The following is a 22504-nucleotide window of genomic DNA, read 5'->3' on the forward strand; positions in this document are numbered from 1 at the left end:
CATGCCCACGCGTAAAAAGCAAACAGCCCGCACGCTTCGTCCCGGGACGGATACGCAGGGCTGTTTGCTTGATCTGGCTGGGAGTCTTCGCTGCAAAGCTTACATGCCTTCCGGATTCGTCAGCAAAACTTCGTCTCCCTCGTTCAATCCATTTACCACTTCAACAAAGTCGGTTCCTTCCACACCAATCTGAATCTCTTTTGGCGTCGGCTCGCCGCTCGCCGGGTCTTTTACCATCACTGTGCCAATTCCTGCTTCCAATACTTCCACAGCGTTCAAAGGCAGTCGCTTCACGTTATCTTTTTGCTCCACGTAAATATCGCAATCCCCTGTCATGCCGTGCTTCATGTCCTTCGTGTCGCTCAGCTCGACCTTGACGGCGAAGCGAACAGACTTGTCCTCTTTTGTCCCCTCTTTTGGCAGTTCGGTGACTTTTCCTTTAAACGCCTTGTTGCCAAACGCCGTCAAGTAAACATCGACACTTTGTCCAAGCTTGATCGACGGGATGTCCATCTCATCCACGGCTGCGATGAAGTAGACGGAGGTCGTGTCCATAATGACCACAGCCGGCTCCGAGCCAGGCTCCTCCCCTTCCTTGACGTTCAGCTTCGTAATCACTCCGCTGATCGGCGCTTCCACTTGCTTTTTCGCAATTTCCCGCTTTTTCTGCTCCATATTCAAAAGCGCTTCTTTCAAGGAAAGCTCCTTGTCCTTCAACTCCAGCTCGGATTCTGTCAGATCCATTTTGAACAAAAGCTGTCCCACTTTGATTTCGTCGTCTTTTTCCACTTCCACTTTTCCAATTTTTCCGTGCGTCCCTGCCACAATCTCCATCTCATCCGGAAGCTCAAACGGCGTAGCTTTCTGGCTTGCGAACAACAATCCGTTTGAATCCGTGTATTGAACCTCGCCCAAATCTCCCACGTAGAGGGCACCAGGCTTTTTGACCAGGACCTCGACATCGTGAACGCCGCCGACTCCTTTTTCTTTTTGGCCGATATGGTCCACCTTCGTCACGACGCCGTCCACATAGTAAAGCGACGAGCTGATAAATACTTTCACCTTCTGTCCTACGCGGAAATGCTCGGCTTCGTATGCGGTGAACTTCCCTGTGATTTTCAAATAGTCGGTGTTGGTCAGCTTCGCCACGACGGTGTCAGGCGTAACTGTATCGCCTTCCTTCACCAGCACTTCCTGGACTTTTCCCGCTTTATCGGCAACAATCTTGTCTTTTTTGTTTTTCAACTCGTTAAGCTCTTTTTGCGCACGAACGATGGCCAGCTCCTGCTTCTGCAATTCCAGTTGGGCGTCCACGCTGTCTACGGTAAACAGCACGTCGCCTTTTTTCACGGCTTGTCCTTCCTTGACAAACAGTTTCTGCACCTTGCCGCTGATCTCCGGTTTGACTTCCTCGCGCGCCTTTGCTTCGATGGTGCCGGAAGAGAAAATCGTCTTCTTTACTTCCCCCATTTCTACCGTGGCCGTCGGGAAGGAAGGCGGTTCGGCAGGCGGCTCCTCTGCAGCCGTATTTTTCGACTGGTAGTACGCGTAACCACCGTAGCCACCTCCTCCCAGAACGACCACAATCGCTGCCAGTATGATCCATTTTTTCTTGTTCATCTTTCGTTCCCCACATTTCTTATTCTGATCGAATCGCTTGAAGTGCACTGAGACGGGATGCCCGGATTGCCGGGAAAATTCCTGCGAGCAGCCCGATGACAAAAGAGAAGCCGATTGCAAACAGCGCCAGCCAGGCCGGAATCACTGCCAGTTTGCTCTGTTCGCCTTCCGGTCCGCCGCCATATCCCATGTTCAAGTTTTCCAGGATGCCGCCGGATGCGCCAATGTAGTTCACCAGTTCTACCGCTCCCCAGGCGAGCCCAAGGCCAGCCAGGCCGCCGATCAACCCGATGAAGCCTGACTCCATCAAAAACAGCCAGCGAATGTTCAGCACAGTCGCCCCGATTACTTTCATGATGCCGATTTCTTTTGTTCGCTCCAAAATGGACATAATCATCGTATTGACAATTCCGATGGTGGCAACCAGCAAGGAAACCGCTGCAATGCCGCCCAGCACCATCTGGATCACGAAGAAAAAGTTGTTGATCGTCTCCAGTTCGCGCGCTGGCGACCAGACTTCAAAGCGTTTTTCCTTCAGCGCCTTGACGACGCTTTCTACCTGCTCCCGCGATTCCACCTTGACGGTAATCTGGTCGAATTCAAACGTGTCTTTTTTCGCCTGCTCCCGCGTCCGGCGCGATGAGCCCTCGCTGACTTCGTCGCCGCGTCCGCGGTTCACCCAATCGTTCAGCTCTTTCACGACGCCAAGCGGGACGTAGACTGCCGACGAGTAGCGAAAGTTATCCGATTTTTGCAGTTGGCCGACGACGCGCACCCGCAATTCTTTTTTCTCGTATTTCGGCTCGTCGTCGATACGGTATTCCCGCGTCAGGATGAGTGTTGCCGCTTTGTCGACGATGTTGAAGGCAGCCGACTCTCCGCCACCGCCCATATCGAAAGGCATCCCGGACATGTCTGACTCTCTGCCGTTGTTGGCATTGCGCCTGCGCGCCTCCCGCTTTTCTTTTTCCACATCGCGCAATTCCCGTGGAACGTTATATGCGACGACGACCTCCTGCGGCGAGCCTGTCAAATACGTCCCTTTTTCTATCTCGTTTTTGCGGTAGGCGGCCGACTCATTCACGTCGACCCCGACGAGCTCGACGTAGCCTTCGCGCCTGCCTACCTTCAGCTTCGTCTGCTCATGCAGCCGCTTGACTGGCATGACGGCTGCGATGCCCGGTATTTTTTTCAGCTCCTGAACAGCTTCCATGTTCAGCCGCTTGCGCTGATCGTCCGGGATCGGCTCGTCCTTTTCCTCGTCGTAGTACATCGGCTCGACGTCCATTTCTGTCAAGTTCCCGAAGTTTTCCAGACTTTTTACTGCGTTTTCCTTCAGCCCCAGGCTCAAGGCCATCATCGCCACAATAGCCGCCGTACCGATCATGACCCCAACCGATGTCAGGGCGGTTCGCAACTTCATCCGCCACAAGTTTCTCCAGACGATGCGAAACGAATCTATTACCTTCACAATCTGTTCACCTCATACCCCTCGCCTACGCTGGCCTCGTCCTTTTTTGTACAATCCGGCCGTCCTGCAAATAAATGACGCGGTCGGACTGCTCTGCTACTTCCTGTTCATGGGTAACGATGATGAACGTAGTCCCATTTTCCCTGTTCATTTCTCTCATGAGCTGGAGAATTTCCTGTTCGGTCTTCGAGTCCAGGTTCCCCGTCGGTTCGTCGGCCAAGATGATGCCTGGCTGGTTGACGAGCGCCCGCGCAATACTGACGCGTTGCTGCTGCCCGCCGCTCAGTTCGTTCGGCCGATGGTCGATCCGCCCTTCCAGCCCGACCCGATGCAGGATCTCCGTCGCTTTTGCCCGCCGCTTCTTGACGCTTTCGCCCGCGAAGACGAGCGGCAGCTCCACATTTTCCAGCGCCGTCAGATTGGGCAACAGGTTGTATGACTGGAAAATGAAGCCCATGTGCTTGCGGCGAAACAGGCACAGTTCGTTTTCGTTAAATTTGGAGATTTCCTCCCCGCTCACCACCACGCTGCCTTCTTCCGGCTTGGTCAGACCCGCAAGCAGATTCAGCAGCGTCGACTTTCCTGAACCGGATGAACCGCACAAGGCGACAAACTCGCCCTGGTTGACGTGCAGGTTGATATCAAACAGCACCGGAACCTTGATTTTCCCCGTTCCGTAGCTATGATTGACCCCGGTTACGGTTAGCTCTCCCGTTTTGTTGGTCATCTTTTGCAGCACCTCATTCGTTCTTTGTCTATAACATAAGACGTAAAAAGTCGAAAAACGTAACGGACTTGTCAAAAACATTTTACCTTCACACAAATGCAATAAGTTTTTCAAAATCATGTAACAAACCCGCAACCAATTGCTGCCAGAAACGTACTACAATAAGGGTGTGAAGAAAACACGAAAGGGCGATTACCGATGACCATGTATCGCTTTTTGTTTGAAACCGCTACACGCAGATGGGTAGAAATCATCAAGGCGCCAAGCATGTTCGAAGCAGCCAAACTGGCCAAACAGCTTGCGACCAAACGCTCCCGCTCCCTGGCTACGCCGATCAGCTTTTCCTTTCACCACGCTGCCTCCCGATGACATGACATAGACGACACACTGGCAACCGCTTCTCTGATTCAGGGAAGCGGTTTATTATTTCTGGAGATATTATTGACACCGTTGTTTTTTTCCTCTTAATATAGAGAAAGACATTACAGTGCATGACAGTAAAGAACTGCATTCACTTCGCTGCTGCACAAAAGGGAGATAAATGACTATGACCATGAAAAAAGCGCTTACGATTGCAGGCTCCGATACCAGCGGCGGTGCTGGACAACAGGCAGACCTCAAAACGTTTCAGGAGCTTGGCGTCTTCGGAATGACAGCCCTTACTGTCATCGTGGCCCAGGACCCGCACAATGAGTGGTTCCATGAAGTGTTCCCCATCGATGTTGCCATCCTGGAAAAGCAGATCGAGACGGTTCTCGCCGGAATCGGTGTAGATGCAGTAAAAACCGGGATGCTTGGCACCACAGAGCTGGTTGACCTCGCTACCCGCAAAATAGAGCAATATCAATTGAAAAATGTCGTCGTAGACCCGGTGATGATCTGTAAAGGCGCAGAAGCGCTCCATCCGGAAATCGCCGTCAGCCTGCGTGAAGTGCTGCTCCCGCGTGCAACTGTCGCGACGCCGAACCTGTTTGAAGCGGGAATCCTCAGTGGAATGGGCGCGCTGACAAGCGTTGAAGACATGAAGGAAGCGGCAAAACGCATTCACGACTTCGGCACTTCCTACGTCGTGGTAAAAGGCGGCACCAAATTGCAAAGCGACAATGCCGTCGACGTTTTCTACGACGGGCAAACCATCGAGGTGCTGGAATCCGAGCGTTTTGACACCACGTTCACTCACGGGGCAGGCTGCACCTTCTCTGCTGCCATCTGCGCAGAGCTGGCCAAAGGCAATTCCGTGCGCGGCGCTGTGGAGGTCGCGAAGGAGTTCATTACCGAAGCGATTCGCCACTCCTTTGCCCTCAACAAATACGTCGGTCCAACCAACCACGGCGCATACCGCCGCAAGCACCAAGCCTAGTTTTGCAAACCAAAAACTCCTGACCAGCCGAGCGAGTCTCGGGACGGATCAGGAGTTTTTTTCGTCCTATGCCTGCTTTTTGATCGCCACTTCCGGCTTGAGCGGAGCCGTCGCCGGTTTTTTGCGCATCGAGCTTACGGTAAAGATTACGAGCGCAGACCAGATGCACGAAAAGCTGATGAGATGTGTCGTGGTAAACGGTTCTCCAAACAGAAAAACCGCGGTGAGCAGCGTGATCGTCGGAGAGACATACTGGATAAAGCCGACAATCGAGAGCGGCAAGCGCTTCGCCGCTTGGGCAAACCAGTACAGCGGCATCGCCGTCGCAACGCCGGCCAGCGCCAGCAAAAGCATCTGCCACCACGCCAAGGCCGTCGCCGTCTCTGTCCCGTTTGCCTGGAGCAAGATCAAGTAACCGAGCGCAATCGGAGCGACAAACAGCGTCTCCCAGGCAAGCCCGATCATCGCCTCCATTTTCACCACCTTTTTCGCCAGACCGTAAAACGCAAACGTGAGCGCCAAGGAGAGCGCAATCCACGGAAACTCACCGTATTGCACCGTGATGAACAGGACGCCACAGGCCGCCAGAATGAGTGCCGCCCATTGTGCCAGATTCATTTTTTCCCGTAAAAAGATTACGCCGAGCAGTACGGTAAACAACGGGTTCATATAGTAGCCGAGACTCGTTTGCATGACCTGGTTGTTGTTCACCGCCCAAATGTAGATCAGCCAGTTTGCACTGATGAGCAGGGAGCAGGTGGCAAGCGCAGCAACCATTTTCCCCCCGGATACCGATCCCCACATTGCGCGCCAGCGTTTCGTTACCTGAATAATGATTGCGACAAAAAGAATCGACCAGACGATGCGGTGCGCCAAAATTTCCCATGCGCCCATCGACTGGAACAGCTTCCAGTACAGCGGAAGCATTCCCCATGCAAAATACGCGGCAAACGCATAAAGTATCCCCTGTTTCATTTCTGATTCCCCCACTGTTTTGCCATGTGCCCGTCTTATAGTGTAGTGTAACGGAATTGTCGTCAATCGGCTATGTATTCATCACCGATATAATCACGATCACGCCAATCACTTTCCTTCACTGCCATAGCAGTGATTTAGCGAGACATCTCATTATCTCAGCAGCATAATGAAGTGAAAAATAATTTTTCATTGTACCATTTTTCCTACTAGTGTACAATAGGCATTATTCAACCGAGTTTAGTCATAAGAAAGGAATTTTCACCTATGACATACTGGCGTTCTGTTCTGTTCGTTTTGCTCGGGGCATGCAGCTACGGAGTGCTCTCCCTGTTCATGAAGCACGCGTTTGCGCTTGGCTTTACTCCCTACGAGATGAGCGGGAGCCAACTCATTTTCGGCGGCTTGATAATGATTATAGCGGCCCTGTTTTTCTCGCGTGAACGGTTCCGCCTGAAATATTTGCTGATTCTCGCCCCTGTCAGCGTGATGATGGCGTCCACCAGCATTCTTTACCATCAGGCCGTCAGCCGCTTGTCCGCTTCGCTGGCCATCGTGCTTCTGTTCCAGTTTACCTGGATCGGGGTCCTGCTCGAATCGCTTGTCGAGCGCAAATGGCCGACGGCAAAAAAATGGGTGTCGCTTTTCATGCTTGGCGGCGGAACGGTGCTTGCCAGCGGTCTTGGCGAAGGCGGCCTGCAAGGTGTCAGCATCACGGGTCTGGTCTGCGGCCTGTTGTCGGGGGCTACGTTTGCCCTGGTGATTTTCTTCAGCGGGCGCATCCTTCCAGGCTTGAATCCTTATTTGCGCAGCGCGATCACGATCAGCCTGGCAGCCGTCATGCTCTCCATCGTCTATCCGCCAACCTTTTTGTTCAACGGTCGGCTAATGGACGGACTGCTTCCGCTCGGCTTGCTCGTTGCCGTGTTCGGTTCGGTCATCCCGATTTTTTGTCTCGCGGCAGGCGTCCCCCGCATCGGCAACGGCCTCGCTACGATCCTGAGTGCTGTCGAGCTGCCAACCGTCGTCCTTTTGTCCAGTCTGGTTCTCCAGGAAAAGGTGACGTTTTCCCAATGGGGCGGCGTTCTGATGATCCTCGCTGCCATCTGCGTGCCGCAAATCAAATGGCGCAGGCTTTTGGCGCCGTCACGGGTTTTGGAGAAAAAAGGTATGTAAACAAAAGAAAAGCCCAGCCGGATCCTTCCTGGACCTCGCTGGGCTTTTGCTGTTTTTGTATCGGGAGAAAGTGGTCATGGGTAGGCTAGGTGTAATTCCCCAAACAAAAATGAGGTGATTGTATTTCACCTCTGTTGCTCATAAATCCGTTTTCTTTTCATATATTCTTAAAACTACATCATATGTCTTCATCAAATAGTCTTCAAATTTATTACCCTCTTGCTTAAAGTAATCCAACGCAAGCTTTGCATGTTTCAAAGCATCATCGTATTGTTTGTCAGAATAAAGCGCTTCTGCAAGAGTGTATCGTGCCTCTGCCAACAATTCTTCTGTTGTATAATCATCAATTACTGAATAGCAAAGACGTTTGGATTCTTCTAGCTGACCCATCAAACGGTATACTTTTGCTAATTCTAAAGTTGTATTTTTCGCAAAATGCTTTCTGTTAGCTTCTTGGTGCAGGTCAAGAGCCATTTGAAGATGTTCCAGAGCTTCTTCATATCTTCCTGTTCTTCTGTATAGCATCCCCAAATTGTGGTCAATCGCCGCTTCAAGCTTTTCGTCCGGGATAATTTTCAGAATATCAAGCACTTTCATGAAGCTTTCCTCAGCTTCCTCAAATCTTGACAATTTGTGATAGCAGATGCCTGTACTGATATAAATATCAGCCCCATTATACAGCAATCCTAACGAAATATTTAACTCTTCGGCACGTTTCAGCCAGCCGATTGCTGATACATACTCCTCTAATATTCCATGCATGACACCTGTTGCGTAATACGCGAGAACTTTTTGCGTCCCTCCTATCGCATGTCTATCAATCAGTTGATTTGCCGACATCAAATAAGGAACAGCTTTACTTGCTTCACCAATTTGAGAGTAAAATAATCCGATAGAAGATAATGACCTAACATAATCTATGGCGTTAGCTTTTTCTTCATAAATCTGTTTTGCCAGAGAAATGCTTAAAAGATAATGCTTTTCGGCAATATTAAAGTTTTGATTAATATGGTTGAATCGAGCGCTTGCCCACCAGTAAGTACTTTTGTCCTCTACCGCAAGCTTGTCGATGTCCAAAGAATCAAATTGTTTTCTTGCTTCTTCCCACTTGTTTTCCTCTATGTTATTGACAATGTGTTGTAAAATGAGATGGGTTTCTATTTCTACGACATTTTCCATCATTAATCCTCCTTTGTTTGCAGGATTCTCCCCTTCTCGTCATTATATCCAAATATTGTCATAATTGACAAGTGCTTCTTCTGGGAATATAATGAAATATAAGAGTAATCTATATTTTCGGAGGTGTAACATGAAGACATTTATCAAGGGAATCATGGCTTTTAGCATGTTATTTGGATTAGTAGCAACATATTCAAATCCAGAAGTTATTCAACTTCCAACAAAAATTGTCATTCAATATGGGCATCAATGGGGAACATAAAAAGGGGGATGCGATTCATCCCCCTTTTTATGTTAACCCAATATTTCAGCCCCCCTTCTCAAACCTTCAATTTCGCCCTGCATGGCGTTCCAACTTTGTCCCACCTGGAAATGCAACGGCTCGTCATTTGGATTTCAGTATGACGCAACATCCTTCCGCAACAAAGTAACCACTTCCTTCCACGATGATTACCATCGGAAGAAAGTGGTCACAAGTAGCAAAAAAGGTTTCGGATAGCCCACTTCATTCGCAGCTTATCCAAAACCTTACATATGCTGATATGGTGCGGTCGAGAGGACTTGAACCTCCACGGTGTTGCCACCACTAGAACCTGAATCTAGCGCGTCTGCCAATTCCGCCACGACCGCAATTTGAACATGAAAATGGTGGAGGCTGACGGGATCGAACCGCCGACCCTCTGCTTGTAAGGCAGATGCTCTCCCAGCTGAGCTAAGCCTCCACTGCCCGCAACTTTTGTTGGGCCTGACAAAGTGAATCAGCGCAACCGTGAATCCTTTGCGAGGCCCAACAGCCGCTTGCAGGGTGTCTGTAAGTGACCCGTAGGGGATTCGAACCCCTGTATGACAGCGTGAAAGGCTGCTGTGTTAAACCGCTTCACCAACGGGCCATGATGGCGGATGGAGTGGGATTTGAACCCACGAGACGGGTCTACCCCGCCTACACGATTTCCAATCGTGCTCCTTCGGCCTCTCGGACATCCATCCATGCTTTTCCCTTGCCCTTGCCCTTTTCACATATCGCTTGGGCAAGAACTAATCTATCATATCCGATAATTGATTTCAAGTGATATTTTAAAAGTTTTTTTTCACATGGAAAGCAGCTTTTGGCGCTCTGCCGCAGCGATGTCAGCAAATGCCTCTTCGTGCTTCCCGGCGATCCTCCCGTCATATTTTGTGAAACTTGCCTAAAACAACTTCCTCCCTTTTCCAATATGCTGGCAATATCCATCTTCAATGCGGAGTGATGACTGTTGGGCAGAAGAAGACGGCGGGGATTGCGTATTCCTTGTTTGTACGGAAACTGGTGCGGTCCAGGCTGCTCCGGGCCGGGCGCCCCCATCGACGATATTGACCGCTGCTGCAAAAAGCACGACCGCTGCTATCAAAAACGCGGTTATTTTGCTTGCAGCTGCGACCAGGAGCTTTTGCGCTGCTTGCGGGACAAAATCGACATGAAAACGGAAAAGGGCAGGGTAGCCGCCATGATTTCCGCCTTTTTTTCCCGATCCAGATGCATTCCGGACGACAGGAAATAGCCTGTTTTGCGAATTGTCATCATTGTCATTCTTCATACAAAAATTGGTAACATCTTGGACATAAATCCGACAAAACTTCCGTGATTTCCCATTGGACTTTTTTGGTACTCTAGTAAATGTCCAAGGAGGTTACAAGCTCGTGGAATTGCATATTCGCACAGACGCCAGTGCAGCGCTGACGTTAAAGAAAGAAATCATTTTTCACGGAATTTCGCGCTTTTATGTACGTCCGTTTGAAGAAGATCAAGTAGAATTCGTTTTTCTGGCGCTCTCGGAGCATCAGAAGAAGCTGTTATCCTTCACGCTGCGAAAATACAGCTACGCCCTAACTTACCTATCCTAGTCCTAGCCATATAGCCGTACACATTTTCATCCCCTGGAAAGCAGGGGATTTTTCTTTTGGACGACAGCCAGCCTTTTGCCTTCCTCTTCAAAAAGGAGCGGCTTCACCGGGAGCGAGAGGGGCTGTCTGATGGAGATGCCCCTCCCGAACCGAACACAGACTGCCTGTCGAAAACATGGGATAGTCGCGGTACCTGAGAGCGTATGTTTTTCGCCTACAGCCCCGTTTGTTCGATGGCTCCCAGACGATGCACATCATCGGCCGTCACGGTTGACAGCGCATTCAAAAACTGAATCTGGAAGCTGCCCGGTCCCTCAGCGGCTGCTTTCTCCGCCGCCAGTTGTGCAGCGACCCCGTACGTGACGAGCGCAGCAGCTCCGGCTGCCAGCACGTCTTTTTCCACAGCGGCAAAGGCGCCCATCACGGAGGTCAGCAAGCAGCCTGTGCCTGTCACTTTCGTCAGGATCGGATGTCCGTTATGGATGGCATACACGCGGCTGCCGTCCGAAATGACATCGACTTTTCCTGTAATCGCCACGACTGTGTTCAGCTTTTGCGCCGCCGCTTTGGCCAGCGTCGCGACGTCTCCGCCTGCCTCGCCGGCGTCCACTCCTTTGATCTCCCACGATTCGCCGATAACGTTGGCGATTTCCGCCGCGTTTCCGCGAATTAACGAAAGCGTTAGCTCACGCACGATTTTTTGCGCGGTTTCTGTGCGGTACGGAGTTGCGCCTGCACCTACCGGGTCGAACAGCACAGGGACCTGGTGGCGATTGGCCGAGCTTCCGGCGATGAGCATCGCCTTTACTTCACGCTCGTTCAGCGTTCCCATGTTCAGGACGAGCGCCCCTGCGATTTTCGCCATATCCGCGACTTCCTGCTCCGCGTAGGCCATGACAGGAGACGCGCCAAGGGCGAGCAAGCCGTTTGCCGTGAAGTTGGTCACGACGACGTTCGTCATATTGTGCACCAGCGGGTTGCTTTTCCGCACGTTTTCCAGCAGCTTGCCGATTGTTTCAGGCTTCATGCCAGTGATCCCTCTCTTTCGTAACTACACCTGGGGAATCATCTTGAATACTTCGACAATCTCCCCAAACTCCGGATGATCCTGTCTTACCCCTATGATGATATAGGATTGATGGAGCGCAGGCAATTCGGGCCTGGTAGCGACCAGTCTCCACTTTGTTTGCCCGCGATCCGTCACCGTCGCCAAAAACGTGATACGTCCTGCCCCTTTTTGCAATACGTCTACTTCATCCAGTGTGCCGCAAATCTTCAAACGATCATCCGGGTGGGCGATCCTGTGCTCCTCCACCCATTTTTCTTTCAATTCTTCTACCTTCAGCATCTTCCACCGATCGAGAAACTCCCAATCCTTCGAGTGCGGAAAAATATGCTTCGTCTGCTCCAGGAAGGCGTTGTACTCATCGTGCAGCTGATCGATGTATTCGTCCACTTCCTCCGAGATGACGCGAATGTGCTCTTCCCCGCATGTGCGAATGTGATAAGCCAGAAACTTAAAGGACTCGATCATGTCAAAGTTTCCCCACCCCCAAGGCTGTTCGCCGAAAACTCCCCCCCGAGTCCGGCACTTTTGGCAGGTGAAGTAATAGTATGTAGCCATAGCTGTTCCCCTATCTTCCCTTTATAGTCTCTTTTCTCATATCGGTTGGGCAAGCGGTGCAATTTATGTTCATTTGTCAAAAATAAAGCAAAATATGGCTCCCGCCCGGCAACGGAAACCATTTTTTGCTCAAACTCCTTTGATTGCGATGAGTGGTTTGCACTTGGCTACGACTGTCGCCAGCTTTGCGCCCACGACGGAATCGATAATCTGATCCACGTCTTTGTACGCCTGCGGACATTCATCGAGAATCGCTTCCAGAGAGCGGTGGTTGACCAAAATTTCGTCCTCCTGGCCGATGCGCAGCGCTTGCTCGAACTCATTGATCGTGACCGCCTCTTTCGTGGCCTTGCGCGAGCGGATGCGGCCCGCGCCATGGCAGATCGAATAAAAGTTTTTCGCGCCGCCTGCCGCACCGACCATGATGTAGGACGATGTTCCCATCGAGCCTGGAATCAATGCCGGATGTCCGGTCTTTTTATACGCCTTCGGATTTTGGAAGTGACCAGCCGGGAGCGCCTTGGTTGCCCCTTTGCGATGAACGAGCATCGGCGTGTTGCGGTGATATTCCTCCAGCGCGTAATTGTGCATCAAATCGTACAGGACCGGAGTGGAAACGGCTTTTCCCAGTACGTCCTGAAAAGCCCGCTCGACCGCGTAGCCGATCAGATGGCGGTTCACCACGGCGTAATTCAATGCCGAGTACATCAGGTTCAAATACCGCTGCCCTTCCTCTGTATCAATCGGGGCATAGACCAGGCTCGGTTCCGGATTTTCAATCCCCCATTTGAACATCGCTTCCTTGAAGCTTTTCGTATAATCTCGTCCGAGCATGGCCCCCCAGGCGCGGGAACCGGAGTGAATCATGATGACGACCTGCCCGTCGAACAAGCCCCACTCCTGCGCGATCTCCCGGTTGTCGTCCGCGATTTCCAGCGACTGGATTTCGATAAAATGATTCCCGCCGCCAAGCGTTCCGAGCTGTCCCCACGCTCTTTGCCACGACTTGGCGGGAATGTGCGCAAGCGCCGTGTGATCGAAGGCAAACGTATGCTTTTCCACATGGGTCAGGGAGCGGCTCACCCCGCCCGGCTCATCCGCCGGCTCCGCCAAATACGCGGCTGGCAGACCGTTCAGGCCGTACTTCACCACTTCTTCGAGGGGAATATCGGTGTAGCTCGTTTGCCCGCGCTCTGTCGTCGGCACGTACGTTTCAATCGCCTGAATCAGCTCGCGCTTCAACTGTTTGTCTTTCAGCTCATCCCGGTGCAGCGGTGTCAGGTGCACGCGCATACCGCAGCCGATGTCCGAGCCGACAATCGAGGGAGACACAAACCCGTCGCGCATATTCCAGACGGCCGTTGTCCCGATGCACGTCCCGACGCCGACATGGGCATCCGGCGTATAGGAAAAGTACACATTGCGCGGGATGCGCAAGTTATGTTCCGCCATCTCGAACACGCGCTGTCCAAAAGTGGCAAATACTTCGTCATTGGCAAACACGTGAACGGAGCCAGCGCCAAGCTGCACTTCCCGATGGCAATTTCCGTGCTCGATCATTTTCATTTTCGTTGCTCCTCTCCTTGCCGAGCCGCGCCATCCCAGCAGCGCGACTGTATTTCGTTTCCTGCCGCTATCTTCGCTGATTTTTCCATGGTTGAACATGGCAAAAGTATTACGACCCCACTATTTTGGGCAAAATTTTCGCCACACCTTGACTTGTGCTTCTCCGCTTTCGTAATATGAGGACTAATTTGGAAATTACCGCAAGATAAGGATGAAAGCGGATGGCAAAAGAAGGATTTGACAAAGAATTGCAGTTGCTGCGCCTGATGTTTCTGACCCAAGGGGCGTACAACCGCCAGCAGTTGGCAGAGCGGCTGGGCATTTCCGTCCATACGCTGGACAAGACGGTGAAAAAGCTCCGGGAAATTCAGTCCACACTTTACCAGCATGTGACAGATCGCGAGAAAAAAGGCTGCTACGCGCAGCTTCGCTACAACTACTTTGCTGTGACAGACAACTTCCTGATGTTCCTCTACCACGCCAAATCGCTCAAGGAGTCAGAGGTAGAGCGGCTGTACCGCATCCTGGAACTGCTCAGCCAGCAGCCGCGCTCGATCAAGGAGTTGCTGGACGCCTTTCTCGCTACCCCGACGGGGGAAGTGCCGGATGAAAAAACGTTGCGCCAGGACTTGAAATATTTGGAGGAGCTTTCTGTCATCAAAAAAAGCGGAGCCACGCGGCCTTATGTTTACCAGTTTGACCAGGAGCTGTGGAGCTCGCTGTCCGATGACGAGCTGTTGGACCTGCATGACTTTATCGACGTCATGGCCAACACCCAGCTTCCTGCTGTCCCCGGCTACCTGTTGCGCCACAAGGTCAAACGCTGCCTGGACTCCCGGCTGCAGCGCGAGGACTGGGCCGTCTTTTTGTACAAGTATCACTTTGTTTCCCGCATCCTCGACGAGCAGCAGGCTCTGCTGCTCGCAACGGCAATCGCCGAGCAAAAAAAGGTGAAATTTTGCTACTTCACGCCCAAACGGAGCAAGTTTTACGATTCGCAAAACACGAATCCCGCTTTCCTGCGCGATTCCACGGGCAAGCCGCAGCATGTCTATCCGCTGCGGGTCGTGTTTGACCATCAGTACGGACGCTGGTATTTGATTGCCCAGGAAAGCGAAAAAAGACCGCTGCGAAAATACCGCGTGGAAGGGATCACCCAGCTTGCTTACGGCCAACAGGCTGCGCCAGACGCTTTTATGCGCATGCAGGCGCGCGTAGACGAGCGCATCCAACACAGCTGGCTGATTGATACGGGGAAGCCTGTGACGATCCGGCTGAGATTTTTTCACCCAAAAGGAACGCCGCACTCGTTCATCAGGGAACGTGTCGAGGCCCAAGGACAGTGGGGGGTCATTACGGAAGAGACGAGAGAGAGCTTTCTCTACGAAATTACCGTCAACAGCACGCTGGAGATCACACCGTGGATTCGCAGCTTCGGTTCGAGCTGCGAAGTGCTGGAGCCGCTCTATTTGCGCGAGCAATTGCAGATGGAATGGAAGGAGCTGCTTTCTTACTATGAATCTGTTTGACAAAATCCACAACTATCAGCTCATCACCCGGCTGGACGAGGCTGGCTTGTACCCGGTGACATCGCACGAAAAGGCTTGGCTCGCCAAGATGCTCAAACACCCGGCCGCGCAAAGCTTTTTCGAGACCGAAACACTGTCCAAACTGCAACAGCTGACCGCTGCCTACGCGCCGACGGACGAGCGTGAGCTGTTCATCGAAAAAGCCGGAACGCGCACCCGCAGCATCTGGCATCCGCTCGTCCGCAAGCTGCGCCGGATCATTCTCGGCAAAAATCACATCCAGCTCCACGCCGGCACCCGAAGCGGCCGGGCCTACCGCAAGCAGCGCGGCGTCCCGTACAAGCTGGAATACTCGCTCGTCAAAAAAGAATGGTATCTCATCTGGCTGACATTTGATTCCGAGCAGCTGCTCACAACACCGCTGTCGCTCATCCGTTCCGTAAAGGAAATCTACGTCGAGGACGCGTGGTACGACAGCTTTTTGCCCGTGATCGAAAGCATGCTTGCGGCGCGTCAGCAAACAGCGAAAATTCAGGTCGTCCGCCGCTACAACCTGGAGCTGCAGCGCATTTTGTACGCCTTTTCCTGCTTCGACAAGGAAGTCGCCTACGACCCGGACACGCAGGAGTACACGATTACGCTCCGTTTTTTGCAGGACGAGCAGGAGTTTATTTTGTCGCGCCTCCGCTTTCTCGGACTGCGGGTCAAAGTCGTGGAAAACGACCAGCTCAAACGGCGCATGGCGGAGTCGGCGGCAAACGCTTTGGCCCGCTACGCCCCTTCTGCCCACTAATTTTCCATGAAAAATCAGGAAAAAGTGCACTACTGGACGATTGCGTTTCCCTTTATCATGGTTTAAAGAGAGACTACAATCGAGACCAGAGGTACACATCATGAAACGAACAGCAAAAACAGCGTCACTCCTGGGAGCGAGCCTGCTTGCAATGCTTTTGGCATGGCCCGTGCTCACAGAGCCGACGCAGGCACAAGCAAATTCTGCTCAGGCAAAAGTCGTCGCGACTTCCCTGAACGTTCGCAGCGAACCTTCCCTTCAGTCGTCAGTCGTCGGCACGCTGAAATACGGCACCAACGTGACGGTTGTTTCGGAAGATTCGCATGGCTGGGTCCAGATCAAATACCAGCAGACGAGCGGCTGGGTGGCCGGCTATTATTTGCAAAAAGGCAAGGCTGGCACTACAGCCACATCTGCTCCTGCCGCTGCGCCTTCTGTTTCCGCAAGCAAGAAAAGCGGAATCGTATCAGCCGCTGCCCTGCGCATGCGCAAAGGCCCTGGACTGGAACACGACATCCTCCATGTGCTCACGATGGGCACACAGGTTGAGATACTCAAAAAGCAGGCCGATTGGTTGCAAATCCGAACTTCCGATGGAAAAACAGGCTGGGTATCGTCCATGTACATCCGCGAGGGAGCAAAAAGCAGCGTCGCAAGCAGCAACAAGTCAGGCGGATTGCGGGGAAAAGTGATTGTCATTGATCCGGGGCACGGTGGAAGTGACGTGGGGACAAGCGGGACAAAATGGGGCACAGAAGAAAAGACGCTGAACCAAAAAACCTCCATGCTGTTGGCGAGCAAGCTGCGCCAGCGGGGAGCACAGGTGATTTTGACCCGGACAAGCGATGCGGAAAAGCCTTCTCTCGCCCAGCGGGTAGCGATCAGCGAAGCGAAGGCGGCGGACGCCTTTGTCAGTATTCACTACAACTCCTCTGCGAAGCCGAACAGCGGGACCTTGACCTTTTTTTACGCGCAAAACAAAGACTACAACCTCGCGCGAAGCATCGAGTCGCGGCTGGCCAGCGGGATTGGCTTGAAAAGCAACGGCATTTCTTTCGGCGACTACCACGTGCTGCGCGAAAACGACAGGCCGTCTGTGCTGGTTGAGCTTGGCTTTTTATCGAATCCAAAAGACGAAGAGCTCGTTCGCACCGCCGCTTACCAGGACAAAGCTGCGCAAGCGATCGTGGACGGGCTCGCCGATTACTTCGGCCGCTAGCGGTACGGCAGGATGCTGTACGAGAACAGCTTGCGCTCGAATTTGCCCTTGGCGCCAATGAGCTGATACCACGTTTCTGCGATCAAGAGGTCAGTTGCAAAGTCTTTTTCCAGCAGATGGTTGATCCGGTTCATGTCCGCCTGCTCCTGGTCGCCGGCTGTTTTGCAGGACAGCGCCAGCACAAAGTAGGACTGGTCCTCCTCCATCTCCAAAACCTGCAAATAAACGGCGTCGCCGTGCTTGAGGTTAAAGGCGTTGACGACACGCGTGAGGCTCTGCTTCGGCTGGACCTGGAATTTGGCAGCTTCCTTCCAGTTGGCAATCAGCGAATCGTACAAGGAAAATGTGAGAACGAAATGGCGGGTGTAGTTGCTTGGATCAAATGCTTTTGGCACCCCCTTCTGTTCTTTTTCCGGGATGACCACGAACGCTTTGTAATTGCCAAAAAAACGATCGCTCATGCGGACCCCGTCCTTTCCGTCAGACAGCTTTCCATATGGGTTAGTATCCACTACTTCCCCGTGCCGTTATGTACAGGAACAGGGAAAAGGCCAAGTCGACAGCTAAACCGACCTGGCCTTTTTCGCGCTTTTGTATAGGCATGTTTTTCAACTGGTTTTCTCATCATTGGTGTGTCATCGAGACGTTGCCATGTCCGTGCGCCTCTTCCTCCGCAGTGATTCCTGCACTGCCGGCATTTACCGTCCAGGTAATCACCTGGCTGGAGATGACGACGGCAAAAATGGTGTAAAGCATCTCTTTCATCGGTACATACCAGAACGACAGGCCGAGCACCATGGCGTCCAGCAACAGAAAAATGGTACCGATAGACAATCCTGTGTACTTGCTAAGCAAGAGGGACAAAATGTCGTCACCACCCGTAGCCGCTCCGTAGCGCAAAACCAGCCCGGTACCGAGTCCGGTCAATACGCCAGACAATACGGAAGCGAGTGGCATCACTTGGCTCATATCCATCACAATCGGGGAAAACTGTTCGAACAGCTCGTAAAACCCGGTAAAAGCCAGTGAGGCAAAAATCGTATCCCAGATGAACTGACGTCCGCGCACTAACCAGGCCACCAGAAACAGCGGAATGTCCAAAAATAAAATCATCACCGCTGGCGACAGGTCAAATGCGTATTTGGCCAGCAACCCCAGGCCGACAAAGCCGCCTTCAGACAAGTGGTTCTGAAAGTTGATGTGATAATACGCAAAAGCAAGCAAACAAGCTCCAAACAAAATCAAACCGTAACGTTGAACAGATTGCAGCGCTCTCCTCATCATCGATTCCTCGCCTTTTCGTCGGTTTTGGCACAGACGACCAACCGACTACGGAGGAACATCGCAAGTACAAGTCGCTACTCATACAAAGGGCCTCGCTTTCGTAGTAGGCTAGTCGTCCAAGCGACGGTCGACTACTACGAAGCTAGATGTAGGAGAGGTCATACCGTTTCCAGATCGTCCTATGGGGACGCATGGTATCCTGATCCTTTCCATTGCTTTTCTTATAGTATAGCACAAAAAAGGGAAAAAGACGACGCGAATCCGTCTTTTCCCCTGCCTAAAAACGAAATGCCCTGCTTTTTATTTCCAGCGGAATGCCTGCCGTGAGCAGAAACACCTGATCGGCTACCGCCGCCATCCGCTGGTTCATCAAGCCTGCCAGGTCACGGAACATGCGCCCTAGCGGATATTCCGGCACCAGTCCGTCTCCAACCTCGTTGGTGACAAACAAAATGGTCCCGGGAAAGTCCTGTACGGCCGCAACCAGTTCGTCCACCTGCGCAAGCGTGCGCTCGAATGCCCGCTCCTGCTCGTACTGAATCAGCCAGTTGGTCAGCCAGACGATCAGGCAATCGACCACGACGACGGCTTGTTTTTGCGCAAGCTCGTCTTGTTGTCCAAGCGAGCGGATCACGTCCGCGAGGGCATGAGGCTCCTCGATGGTTTCCCAGCAAAATGCGCTTTGCTGCCTCCGCTCGCGATGCCTGGCTACCCGCTCCTGCAGCTCCTCGTCAAAAGCTTGCGCAGTGGCGATATAGACGCCCGCCTGTCCGAGATGAGCCGCGTATTTTTCCGCGAAGGTGCTCTTGCCGCTGCGCGCGCCGCCTGTCACCAGTACGATCATGTTCATTCCTCCATTACGACCCGGATTGCAGCATGATTTGCGGCAAACGGTGGACAGGATGCTCCATGACAATCGGGCGCGTCCCGTACACTGACTCGATCCGGTCGCTCTGCAGCATGTCCTGCGGCGTGCCTACGCCGATCTGCTCGCCTTTGTGCAGCATCAGGATGCGATCGCAATAAAGCGAAGCGAGATTCAAGTCGTGGAGCACCGCAACGACCGTCACCTGTGTCGTCTTTTGCCATGTGCGCACAATGTCCATCAGTTGAATCTGGTAGCCGATGTCGAGGTAAGTCGTCGGTTCGTCCAAAAGCAGCACCTGCGGCTTTTGCACGAGCGCCTTGCCCAGGGCGACGCGCTGCTTTTCCCCTCCGCTCAACTGATCCAGCGTGCGATCGGCAAGCGGAGTCAGACGCAAGAGCTGCATGATTTCGTCGATGAGCGGCGCGACGTCTGTCTTTTCCTCGCCCAACCAGTTTTGGTACGGGAAGCGTCCCATCTCCAGCACCTCGCGCACGCGGAAGCCAACCGGAGGCAGCCCTTCCTGTTCGAGTACGGCGAGAACCCGCGCCAGTTCCTTGCGCGTGTATCGGCCAAGCGGCTTGCCCGCGAGCGTGATTTCTCCCGCATCGACGGCAATGACACCGGAGAGCATTTTCAAGAGCGTTGATTTTCCGCTCCCATTGGGGCCGATGATGCCAAAAAACTCGCCCCGCTGGACGGTAAACCCGATCTCGCGCAGGACGGGCACATCCTGGTAAGACTTTTGCAGTCCGCGCACTTCGATCATGACGCGACTACCTCCTTCCGATCTGCTTTTTTTGCTTCAACAAATAGGCAAAAAACGGCGCTCCCAAAAACGCAGTCACGACCCCGAGCGGAATTTCTGTCGGCGCGAGCAGCATCCGCGCCAACGTATCCGCCCACAGCACATACACACCGCCGCAGATGGTCGCCATCGGCAGCAAAATGCGGTAGTCAGGTCCGACCATCAGCCGCACCAGATGCGGCACGACCAGCCCGACAAACCCGATGACGCCCGCAATCGAAACCGCCGCCGCCGTCAGAAGCGTAGAGACAAGCAAAATGACGAACTTCGTCTTGTCGACATGCACCCCGAGATGCGCCGCCTGCCGCTCCCCGAGCGCAAACAGGTTCAGGGATCGGGCGTAGCTGAGCAGTACGAGCATGCCGATCAGCAAATACGGAACCAGGACGTAGGTAAAAGCCCAGCCGCGAAACGACAGGCTGCCCATCAGCCAAAAGACGATCTCATTCACCGTCTGATCCGACAGCGACACCATGAACGACACGAGCGAGCCGAGAAACGCCTGAATGACGACACCGGACAAAATCAGCGTCTCCGTCTGCAGCTTGCCCTGCGTCTTGGCGAGGGCAAGGACAATCCACAAGCTGACAAGCCCCGTCAAAAAGGCGACGACAGGCGTGCTCCACTCTCCGAGAAGAGCGAACTGCAAGCCAAACAGGATCAGAAAAGCCGCACCGACAGCGGCCCCGGACGCTACGCCCATCGTGAACGGGTCGGCGAGCGGGTTGCGCAGCACGCCTTGAAAGCCCGCGCCGGCAAGCGACAGGCAAGCTCCGATCAAAATAGCCAGGACGACGCGCGGAAAACGCACCTTCATCACAATTTGCTCGGACGACTCGGGCCATGTCACCGGAATCCACTCTGACATGCCCGGCAGTTGGTGCAAGAGGATGAGCCATACTTGCGAGAGCGGAAGCGACGCCGCTCCCAGCGAAATGCTCACTACTACGGATACAAGCAGAACAAGGCTGCCCGCTCCTCCCCACAAAAGCCATTGCTTTTTCATTTTTATTTCACCAGGTCAGGATAAATCGCCTTGGCAACCTCGATCAAGCCTTGTGTAATGCGCGGGCCTGGGCGTGCGAGCAGGTTTTGTTCCATTCCGAACACCTGGCTCTCACGGATCGCCTTCATCGTATCCCAGCCGTTGCGCTTGGCGATGATGTCCTCCAGCTTCACGCCAGTCTTGTCGTCCGTAACGCCTTTGGCGTACAAAATGACGTCAGGATCGCTTTTCAAAATCTTTTCCTCGCTGATCGGGTGCCAGCCCTCTGTGTCGGCAGCAATGTTCGTTCCGCCTGCCAGTGTCACCAGCTCGTCGAGGAACTCCCCTTTGCCCACTGTCCAGCCTGGAGCAAACTCCAGGTACACTCTTTTCTTGTCTTCCGGCTTCACGCCTTTGACAGCCTCCTGGACACGCGCGATGTCCTGCTTCATGGCAGCGACGACCTTTTCCGCCTGCTCCTGTCTGTTCGTGATGACGCCCATCAGCAAAATATTGTTCAGAATGTCATCCATCTTTTGCGGATGTGTGACGAAAACAGGTACGCCGAGCGATTTCAGCTTGTCGGAAACCGGCTTTTCCATCGAGATTCCCCCGATGACCAGATCGGGCGTCTGGGCGAGAATCGCTTCTTCACTCGGATTGACGACTCCGCCCACTTTTGGCTTCGTACTGGCTTCTGCCGGATAGTCGTCAAAGTCGGATACACCGACGATCCGGTCGTTCAAGCCGAGCGCAAACAAGATTTCCGTCTCTGCCGGAGAGGTAGAAACAATTCGCGTGGGCTCTTTGGCCAAGGTTACTTCTTTTCCGGTGGCGTCTGTGACGGTAAGCGGGTAGACGGACTGTTTGGCAGCGGTAGCGGTTTCCTGCGGCGCGGTCTGCGGTGCCTCTGTCTGTGGTGCAGGTGCCGTCTGGGTGTTGCCGCCGCAACCGACGAGACTTGCGGCAAGAAGCAGCGGGATGAGCAGTTTCCATGCACGTTTCATATGTATGACTTCCTTTCTGTACGACTGGTTGATTCTCAGCAAAGAAAAAACCCTTCGCTTCCAACCGGAACCAAAGGGTCGACATGTCAGGAGAAAGTATGCTCACGAAAAAAGCATCCTGAACGGGCCGAACCTTTCCGCGAAGGCGCAGGCACACCATGCAAACAGGCAGGTCTCCTGGCTTGGCGGCTTGCGACAGCCGCTTTACAGTGGCGGGACCGCGCCGGACTTGCACCGGCTTCCCTTTTCACCCCGTCCTGGACAAGGACGAAGGCACCTGTTTGCGCGTATTCAATTGCATGACCTACAATTGCTAAGACTCATCCATCATGATAGCATTCCTTTGCCAAAAAAAGAATGCTTTTTCGCTTCTGCCACAGGCGGAACGTTAAAGCAGGCAAAAAAGCACCGCCCCACATCGGCTCGCAGCTTTTG

23 protein-coding genes, 4 tRNA genes, 1 pseudogene and 1 riboswitch are annotated in these 22504 nt (G+C 53.0%); of the genes and pseudogenes, 9 read left to right on the forward strand and 19 right to left on the reverse strand.

Annotated features, from left to right (window positions below):
* Window positions 1–99: 99 nt before the first annotated feature.
* The 3 genes from AAFJ72_RS14445 to AAFJ72_RS14455 are packed head-to-tail and all read right to left on the reverse strand — an operon-like array spanning window position 100 to window position 3818.
* Window positions 100–1620 (reverse strand): biotin/lipoyl-binding protein, encoded by a 1521-nt coding sequence (locus AAFJ72_RS14445; RefSeq protein WP_432774462.1) that lies wholly within the window; start codon window positions 1618–1620, stop codon window positions 100–102.
* A 19-nt stretch (window positions 1621–1639) separates the two neighbouring features.
* Complete coding sequence (locus tag AAFJ72_RS14450; RefSeq protein WP_432774463.1) at window positions 1640–3091, reverse strand: ABC transporter permease; 1452 nt, start codon at window positions 3089–3091, stop codon at window positions 1640–1642.
* A 25-nt stretch (window positions 3092–3116) separates the two neighbouring features.
* Complete coding sequence (locus AAFJ72_RS14455; RefSeq protein ID WP_122906880.1) at window positions 3117–3818, reverse strand: ABC transporter ATP-binding protein; 702 nt, start codon at window positions 3816–3818, stop codon at window positions 3117–3119.
* Window positions 3819–4016: 198 nt separating this feature from the next.
* On the opposite strand from AAFJ72_RS14455, the gene AAFJ72_RS14460 reads away from it, so the two are divergent.
* Entirely contained in the window at window positions 4017–4187 is a 171-nt protein-coding gene (locus AAFJ72_RS14460; protein ID WP_170163495.1) for a hypothetical protein, read from the forward strand.
* Between the two features lie 178 nt (window positions 4188–4365).
* Window positions 4366–5178 carry a pyridoxine/pyridoxal/pyridoxamine kinase gene (pdxK, locus tag AAFJ72_RS14465; protein WP_122906881.1) on the forward strand — a complete coding sequence of 271 codons (813 nt, stop codon included), beginning with the start codon at window positions 4366–4368 and terminating at the stop codon, window positions 5176–5178.
* 66 nt (window positions 5179–5244) lie between these two features.
* Here the strand turns inward: pdxK and rarD are convergent, their stop codons facing one another.
* Window positions 5245–6153 carry an EamA family transporter RarD gene (rarD, locus tag AAFJ72_RS14470; RefSeq protein WP_122906882.1) on the reverse strand — a complete coding sequence of 303 codons (909 nt, stop codon included), beginning with the start codon at window positions 6151–6153 and terminating at the stop codon, window positions 5245–5247.
* 267 nt (window positions 6154–6420) lie between these two features.
* Here rarD and AAFJ72_RS14475 point away from each other — a divergent pair, with 267 nt between their 5' ends.
* Window positions 6421–7329: an EamA family transporter gene (locus AAFJ72_RS14475; RefSeq protein ID WP_122906883.1), complete on the forward strand. Its 909-nt coding sequence runs from the start codon at window positions 6421–6423 to the stop codon at window positions 7327–7329.
* 138 nt (window positions 7330–7467) lie between these two features.
* Here AAFJ72_RS14475 and AAFJ72_RS14480 read toward each other — a convergent pair whose 3' ends face one another.
* A complete protein-coding gene (locus AAFJ72_RS14480) occupies window positions 7468–8508 on the reverse strand; it encodes a tetratricopeptide repeat protein (protein ID WP_432774464.1) in 1041 nt (346 codons plus the stop codon).
* 130 nt (window positions 8509–8638) lie between these two features.
* Between AAFJ72_RS14480 and AAFJ72_RS14485 the strand changes: the two genes are divergently transcribed.
* Window positions 8639–8770 (forward strand): hypothetical protein, encoded by a 132-nt coding sequence (locus tag AAFJ72_RS14485; RefSeq protein WP_432774465.1) that lies wholly within the window; start codon window positions 8639–8641, stop codon window positions 8768–8770.
* 281 nt (window positions 8771–9051) lie between these two features.
* Here AAFJ72_RS14485 and AAFJ72_RS14490 read toward each other — a convergent pair.
* The 4 genes from AAFJ72_RS14490 to AAFJ72_RS14505 all read right to left on the reverse strand — a co-directional run bounded on the left by AAFJ72_RS14490 (window position 9052) and on the right by AAFJ72_RS14505 (window position 9495).
* Window positions 9052–9138: transfer RNA gene (locus AAFJ72_RS14490), tRNA-Leu, on the reverse strand.
* A gap of 16 nt (window positions 9139–9154) precedes the next feature.
* Window positions 9155–9230 (reverse strand) — tRNA-Val (locus AAFJ72_RS14495).
* A 94-nt stretch (window positions 9231–9324) separates the two neighbouring features.
* Window positions 9325–9398 (reverse strand) — tRNA-Glu (locus AAFJ72_RS14500).
* Window positions 9399–9402: 4 nt separating this feature from the next.
* Window positions 9403–9495 (reverse strand) — tRNA-Ser (locus AAFJ72_RS14505).
* A 305-nt stretch (window positions 9496–9800) separates the two neighbouring features.
* Here AAFJ72_RS14505 and AAFJ72_RS14510 point away from each other — a divergent pair.
* Window positions 9801–9887, forward strand: a pseudogene (locus AAFJ72_RS14510) (phospholipase A2 family protein); the annotation flags it as partial.
* Between the two features lie 17 nt (window positions 9888–9904).
* On the opposite strand, the gene AAFJ72_RS14515 reads toward AAFJ72_RS14510, so the two are convergent.
* Window positions 9905–10069: a hypothetical protein gene (locus tag AAFJ72_RS14515; protein ID WP_246005857.1), complete on the reverse strand. Its 165-nt coding sequence runs from the start codon at window positions 10067–10069 to the stop codon at window positions 9905–9907.
* Between the two features lie 116 nt (window positions 10070–10185).
* Here AAFJ72_RS14515 and AAFJ72_RS14520 point away from each other — a divergent pair, with 116 nt between their 5' ends.
* Window positions 10186–10389, forward strand: coding sequence for a hypothetical protein (locus AAFJ72_RS14520; protein WP_122906343.1), 204 nt, complete (start codon window positions 10186–10188; stop codon window positions 10387–10389).
* Between the two features lie 214 nt (window positions 10390–10603).
* On the opposite strand, the gene thiM is transcribed toward AAFJ72_RS14520, so the two are convergent.
* The 3 genes from thiM to AAFJ72_RS14535 form a co-directional block, all read right to left on the reverse strand.
* On the reverse strand, window positions 10604–11416 hold the full coding sequence (gene thiM, locus AAFJ72_RS14525) for a hydroxyethylthiazole kinase (protein WP_432774466.1): 813 nt from the start codon (window positions 11414–11416) through the stop codon (window positions 10604–10606).
* A gap of 24 nt (window positions 11417–11440) precedes the next feature.
* Window positions 11441–11923, reverse strand: a complete 483-nt coding sequence (locus tag AAFJ72_RS14530) for a hypothetical protein (RefSeq protein WP_246005854.1) — start codon at window positions 11921–11923, stop codon at window positions 11441–11443.
* 219 nt (window positions 11924–12142) lie between these two features.
* Window positions 12143–13579, reverse strand: a complete 1437-nt coding sequence (locus tag AAFJ72_RS14535) for an RtcB family protein (RefSeq protein WP_122906346.1) — start codon at window positions 13577–13579, stop codon at window positions 12143–12145.
* Window positions 13580–13800: 221 nt separating this feature from the next.
* Here AAFJ72_RS14535 and AAFJ72_RS14540 point away from each other — a divergent pair, with 221 nt between their 5' ends.
* The 3 genes from AAFJ72_RS14540 to AAFJ72_RS14550 all read left to right on the forward strand — a co-directional run bounded on the left by AAFJ72_RS14540 (window position 13801) and on the right by AAFJ72_RS14550 (window position 17120).
* Complete coding sequence (locus AAFJ72_RS14540) at window positions 13801–15108, forward strand: helix-turn-helix transcriptional regulator (protein WP_432774467.1); 1308 nt, start codon at window positions 13801–13803, stop codon at window positions 15106–15108.
* Window positions 15095–15901: a WYL domain-containing protein gene (locus AAFJ72_RS14545; protein WP_432774468.1), complete on the forward strand. Its 807-nt coding sequence runs from the start codon at window positions 15095–15097 to the stop codon at window positions 15899–15901. Before AAFJ72_RS14540 ends, AAFJ72_RS14545 begins: the two co-directional genes overlap by 14 nt.
* A gap of 100 nt (window positions 15902–16001) precedes the next feature.
* The gene (locus AAFJ72_RS14550) at window positions 16002–17120 is read left to right on the forward strand and encodes an N-acetylmuramoyl-L-alanine amidase (protein WP_432774469.1); all 1119 of its coding nucleotides are present in this window, start codon (window positions 16002–16004) and stop codon (window positions 17118–17120) included.
* Here AAFJ72_RS14550 and AAFJ72_RS14555 read toward each other — a convergent pair.
* The 6 genes from AAFJ72_RS14555 to AAFJ72_RS14580 form a co-directional block, all read right to left on the reverse strand.
* Window positions 17117–17581 carry a hypothetical protein gene (locus AAFJ72_RS14555; protein WP_432774470.1) on the reverse strand — a complete coding sequence of 155 codons (465 nt, stop codon included), beginning with the start codon at window positions 17579–17581 and terminating at the stop codon, window positions 17117–17119. The two genes, AAFJ72_RS14550 and AAFJ72_RS14555, sit on opposite strands and share 4 nt — an antisense overlap.
* Before the next feature lie 163 nt (window positions 17582–17744).
* A complete protein-coding gene (locus AAFJ72_RS14560) occupies window positions 17745–18404 on the reverse strand; it encodes a YitT family protein (protein WP_432774471.1) in 660 nt (219 codons plus the stop codon).
* Window positions 18405–18681: 277 nt separating this feature from the next.
* Complete coding sequence (cobU, locus tag AAFJ72_RS14565) at window positions 18682–19248, reverse strand: bifunctional adenosylcobinamide kinase/adenosylcobinamide-phosphate guanylyltransferase (protein WP_432774472.1); 567 nt, start codon at window positions 19246–19248, stop codon at window positions 18682–18684.
* Window positions 19249–19261: 13 nt separating this feature from the next.
* On the reverse strand, window positions 19262–20038 hold the full coding sequence (locus tag AAFJ72_RS14570; RefSeq protein WP_432774473.1) for an ABC transporter ATP-binding protein: 777 nt from the start codon (window positions 20036–20038) through the stop codon (window positions 19262–19264).
* 7 nt (window positions 20039–20045) lie between these two features.
* Window positions 20046–21083, reverse strand: a complete 1038-nt coding sequence (locus AAFJ72_RS14575; protein WP_122906354.1) for a FecCD family ABC transporter permease — start codon at window positions 21081–21083, stop codon at window positions 20046–20048.
* Window positions 21084–21085: 2 nt separating this feature from the next.
* Window positions 21086–22069 carry a helical backbone metal receptor gene (locus tag AAFJ72_RS14580; protein WP_432774474.1) on the reverse strand — a complete coding sequence of 328 codons (984 nt, stop codon included), beginning with the start codon at window positions 22067–22069 and terminating at the stop codon, window positions 21086–21088.
* Window positions 22070–22219: 150 nt separating this feature from the next.
* A riboswitch (cobalamin riboswitch) is annotated at window positions 22220–22365 on the reverse strand.
* Window positions 22366–22504: the final 139 nt, after the last annotated feature.

It is taken from the genome of Brevibacillus gelatini (genome assembly GCF_050920745.1).
GTDB lineage: Bacteria > Bacillota > Bacilli > Brevibacillales > Brevibacillaceae > Brevibacillus > Brevibacillus gelatini.

Coding starts and splice junctions, on each gene's coding strand:
- AAFJ72_RS14445 (WP_432774462.1), bottom strand. CDS start 1,620: ATGAACAAGAAAAAATGGATCATACTGGCAGCGATTGTGGTCGTTCTG.
- AAFJ72_RS14455 (WP_122906880.1), bottom strand. CDS start 3,818: ATGACCAACAAAACGGGAGAGCTAACCGTAACCGGGGTCAATCATAGC.
- AAFJ72_RS14460 (WP_170163495.1), top strand. CDS start 4,017: ATGACCATGTATCGCTTTTTGTTTGAAACCGCTACACGCAGATGGGTA.
- pdxK (WP_122906881.1), top strand. CDS start 4,366: ATGACCATGAAAAAAGCGCTTACGATTGCAGGCTCCGATACCAGCGGC.
- rarD (WP_122906882.1), bottom strand. CDS start 6,153: ATGAAACAGGGGATACTTTATGCGTTTGCCGCGTATTTTGCATGGGGA.
- AAFJ72_RS14475 (WP_122906883.1), top strand. CDS start 6,421: ATGACATACTGGCGTTCTGTTCTGTTCGTTTTGCTCGGGGCATGCAGC.
- AAFJ72_RS14480 (WP_432774464.1), bottom strand. CDS start 8,508: ATGGAAAATGTCGTAGAAATAGAAACCCATCTCATTTTACAACACATT.
- AAFJ72_RS14485 (WP_432774465.1), top strand. CDS start 8,639: ATGAAGACATTTATCAAGGGAATCATGGCTTTTAGCATGTTATTTGGA.
- AAFJ72_RS14515 (WP_246005857.1), bottom strand. CDS start 10,069: ATGATGACAATTCGCAAAACAGGCTATTTCCTGTCGTCCGGAATGCAT.
- thiM (WP_432774466.1), bottom strand. CDS start 11,416: ATGAAGCCTGAAACAATCGGCAAGCTGCTGGAAAACGTGCGGAAAAGC.
- AAFJ72_RS14530 (WP_246005854.1), bottom strand. CDS start 11,923: ATGATCGAGTCCTTTAAGTTTCTGGCTTATCACATTCGCACATGCGGG.
- AAFJ72_RS14535 (WP_122906346.1), bottom strand. CDS start 13,579: ATGAAAATGATCGAGCACGGAAATTGCCATCGGGAAGTGCAGCTTGGC.
- AAFJ72_RS14540 (WP_432774467.1), top strand. CDS start 13,801: ATGGCAAAAGAAGGATTTGACAAAGAATTGCAGTTGCTGCGCCTGATG.
- AAFJ72_RS14545 (WP_432774468.1), top strand. CDS start 15,095: ATGAATCTGTTTGACAAAATCCACAACTATCAGCTCATCACCCGGCTG.
- AAFJ72_RS14550 (WP_432774469.1), top strand. CDS start 16,002: ATGAAACGAACAGCAAAAACAGCGTCACTCCTGGGAGCGAGCCTGCTT.
- AAFJ72_RS14555 (WP_432774470.1), bottom strand. CDS start 17,581: ATGAGCGATCGTTTTTTTGGCAATTACAAAGCGTTCGTGGTCATCCCG.
- AAFJ72_RS14560 (WP_432774471.1), bottom strand. CDS start 18,404: ATGATGAGGAGAGCGCTGCAATCTGTTCAACGTTACGGTTTGATTTTG.
- cobU (WP_432774472.1), bottom strand. CDS start 19,248: ATGATCGTACTGGTGACAGGCGGCGCGCGCAGCGGCAAGAGCACCTTC.
- AAFJ72_RS14570 (WP_432774473.1), bottom strand. CDS start 20,038: ATGATCGAAGTGCGCGGACTGCAAAAGTCTTACCAGGATGTGCCCGTC.
- AAFJ72_RS14575 (WP_122906354.1), bottom strand. CDS start 21,083: ATGAAAAAGCAATGGCTTTTGTGGGGAGGAGCGGGCAGCCTTGTTCTG.
- AAFJ72_RS14580 (WP_432774474.1), bottom strand. CDS start 22,069: ATGAAACGTGCATGGAAACTGCTCATCCCGCTGCTTCTTGCCGCAAGT.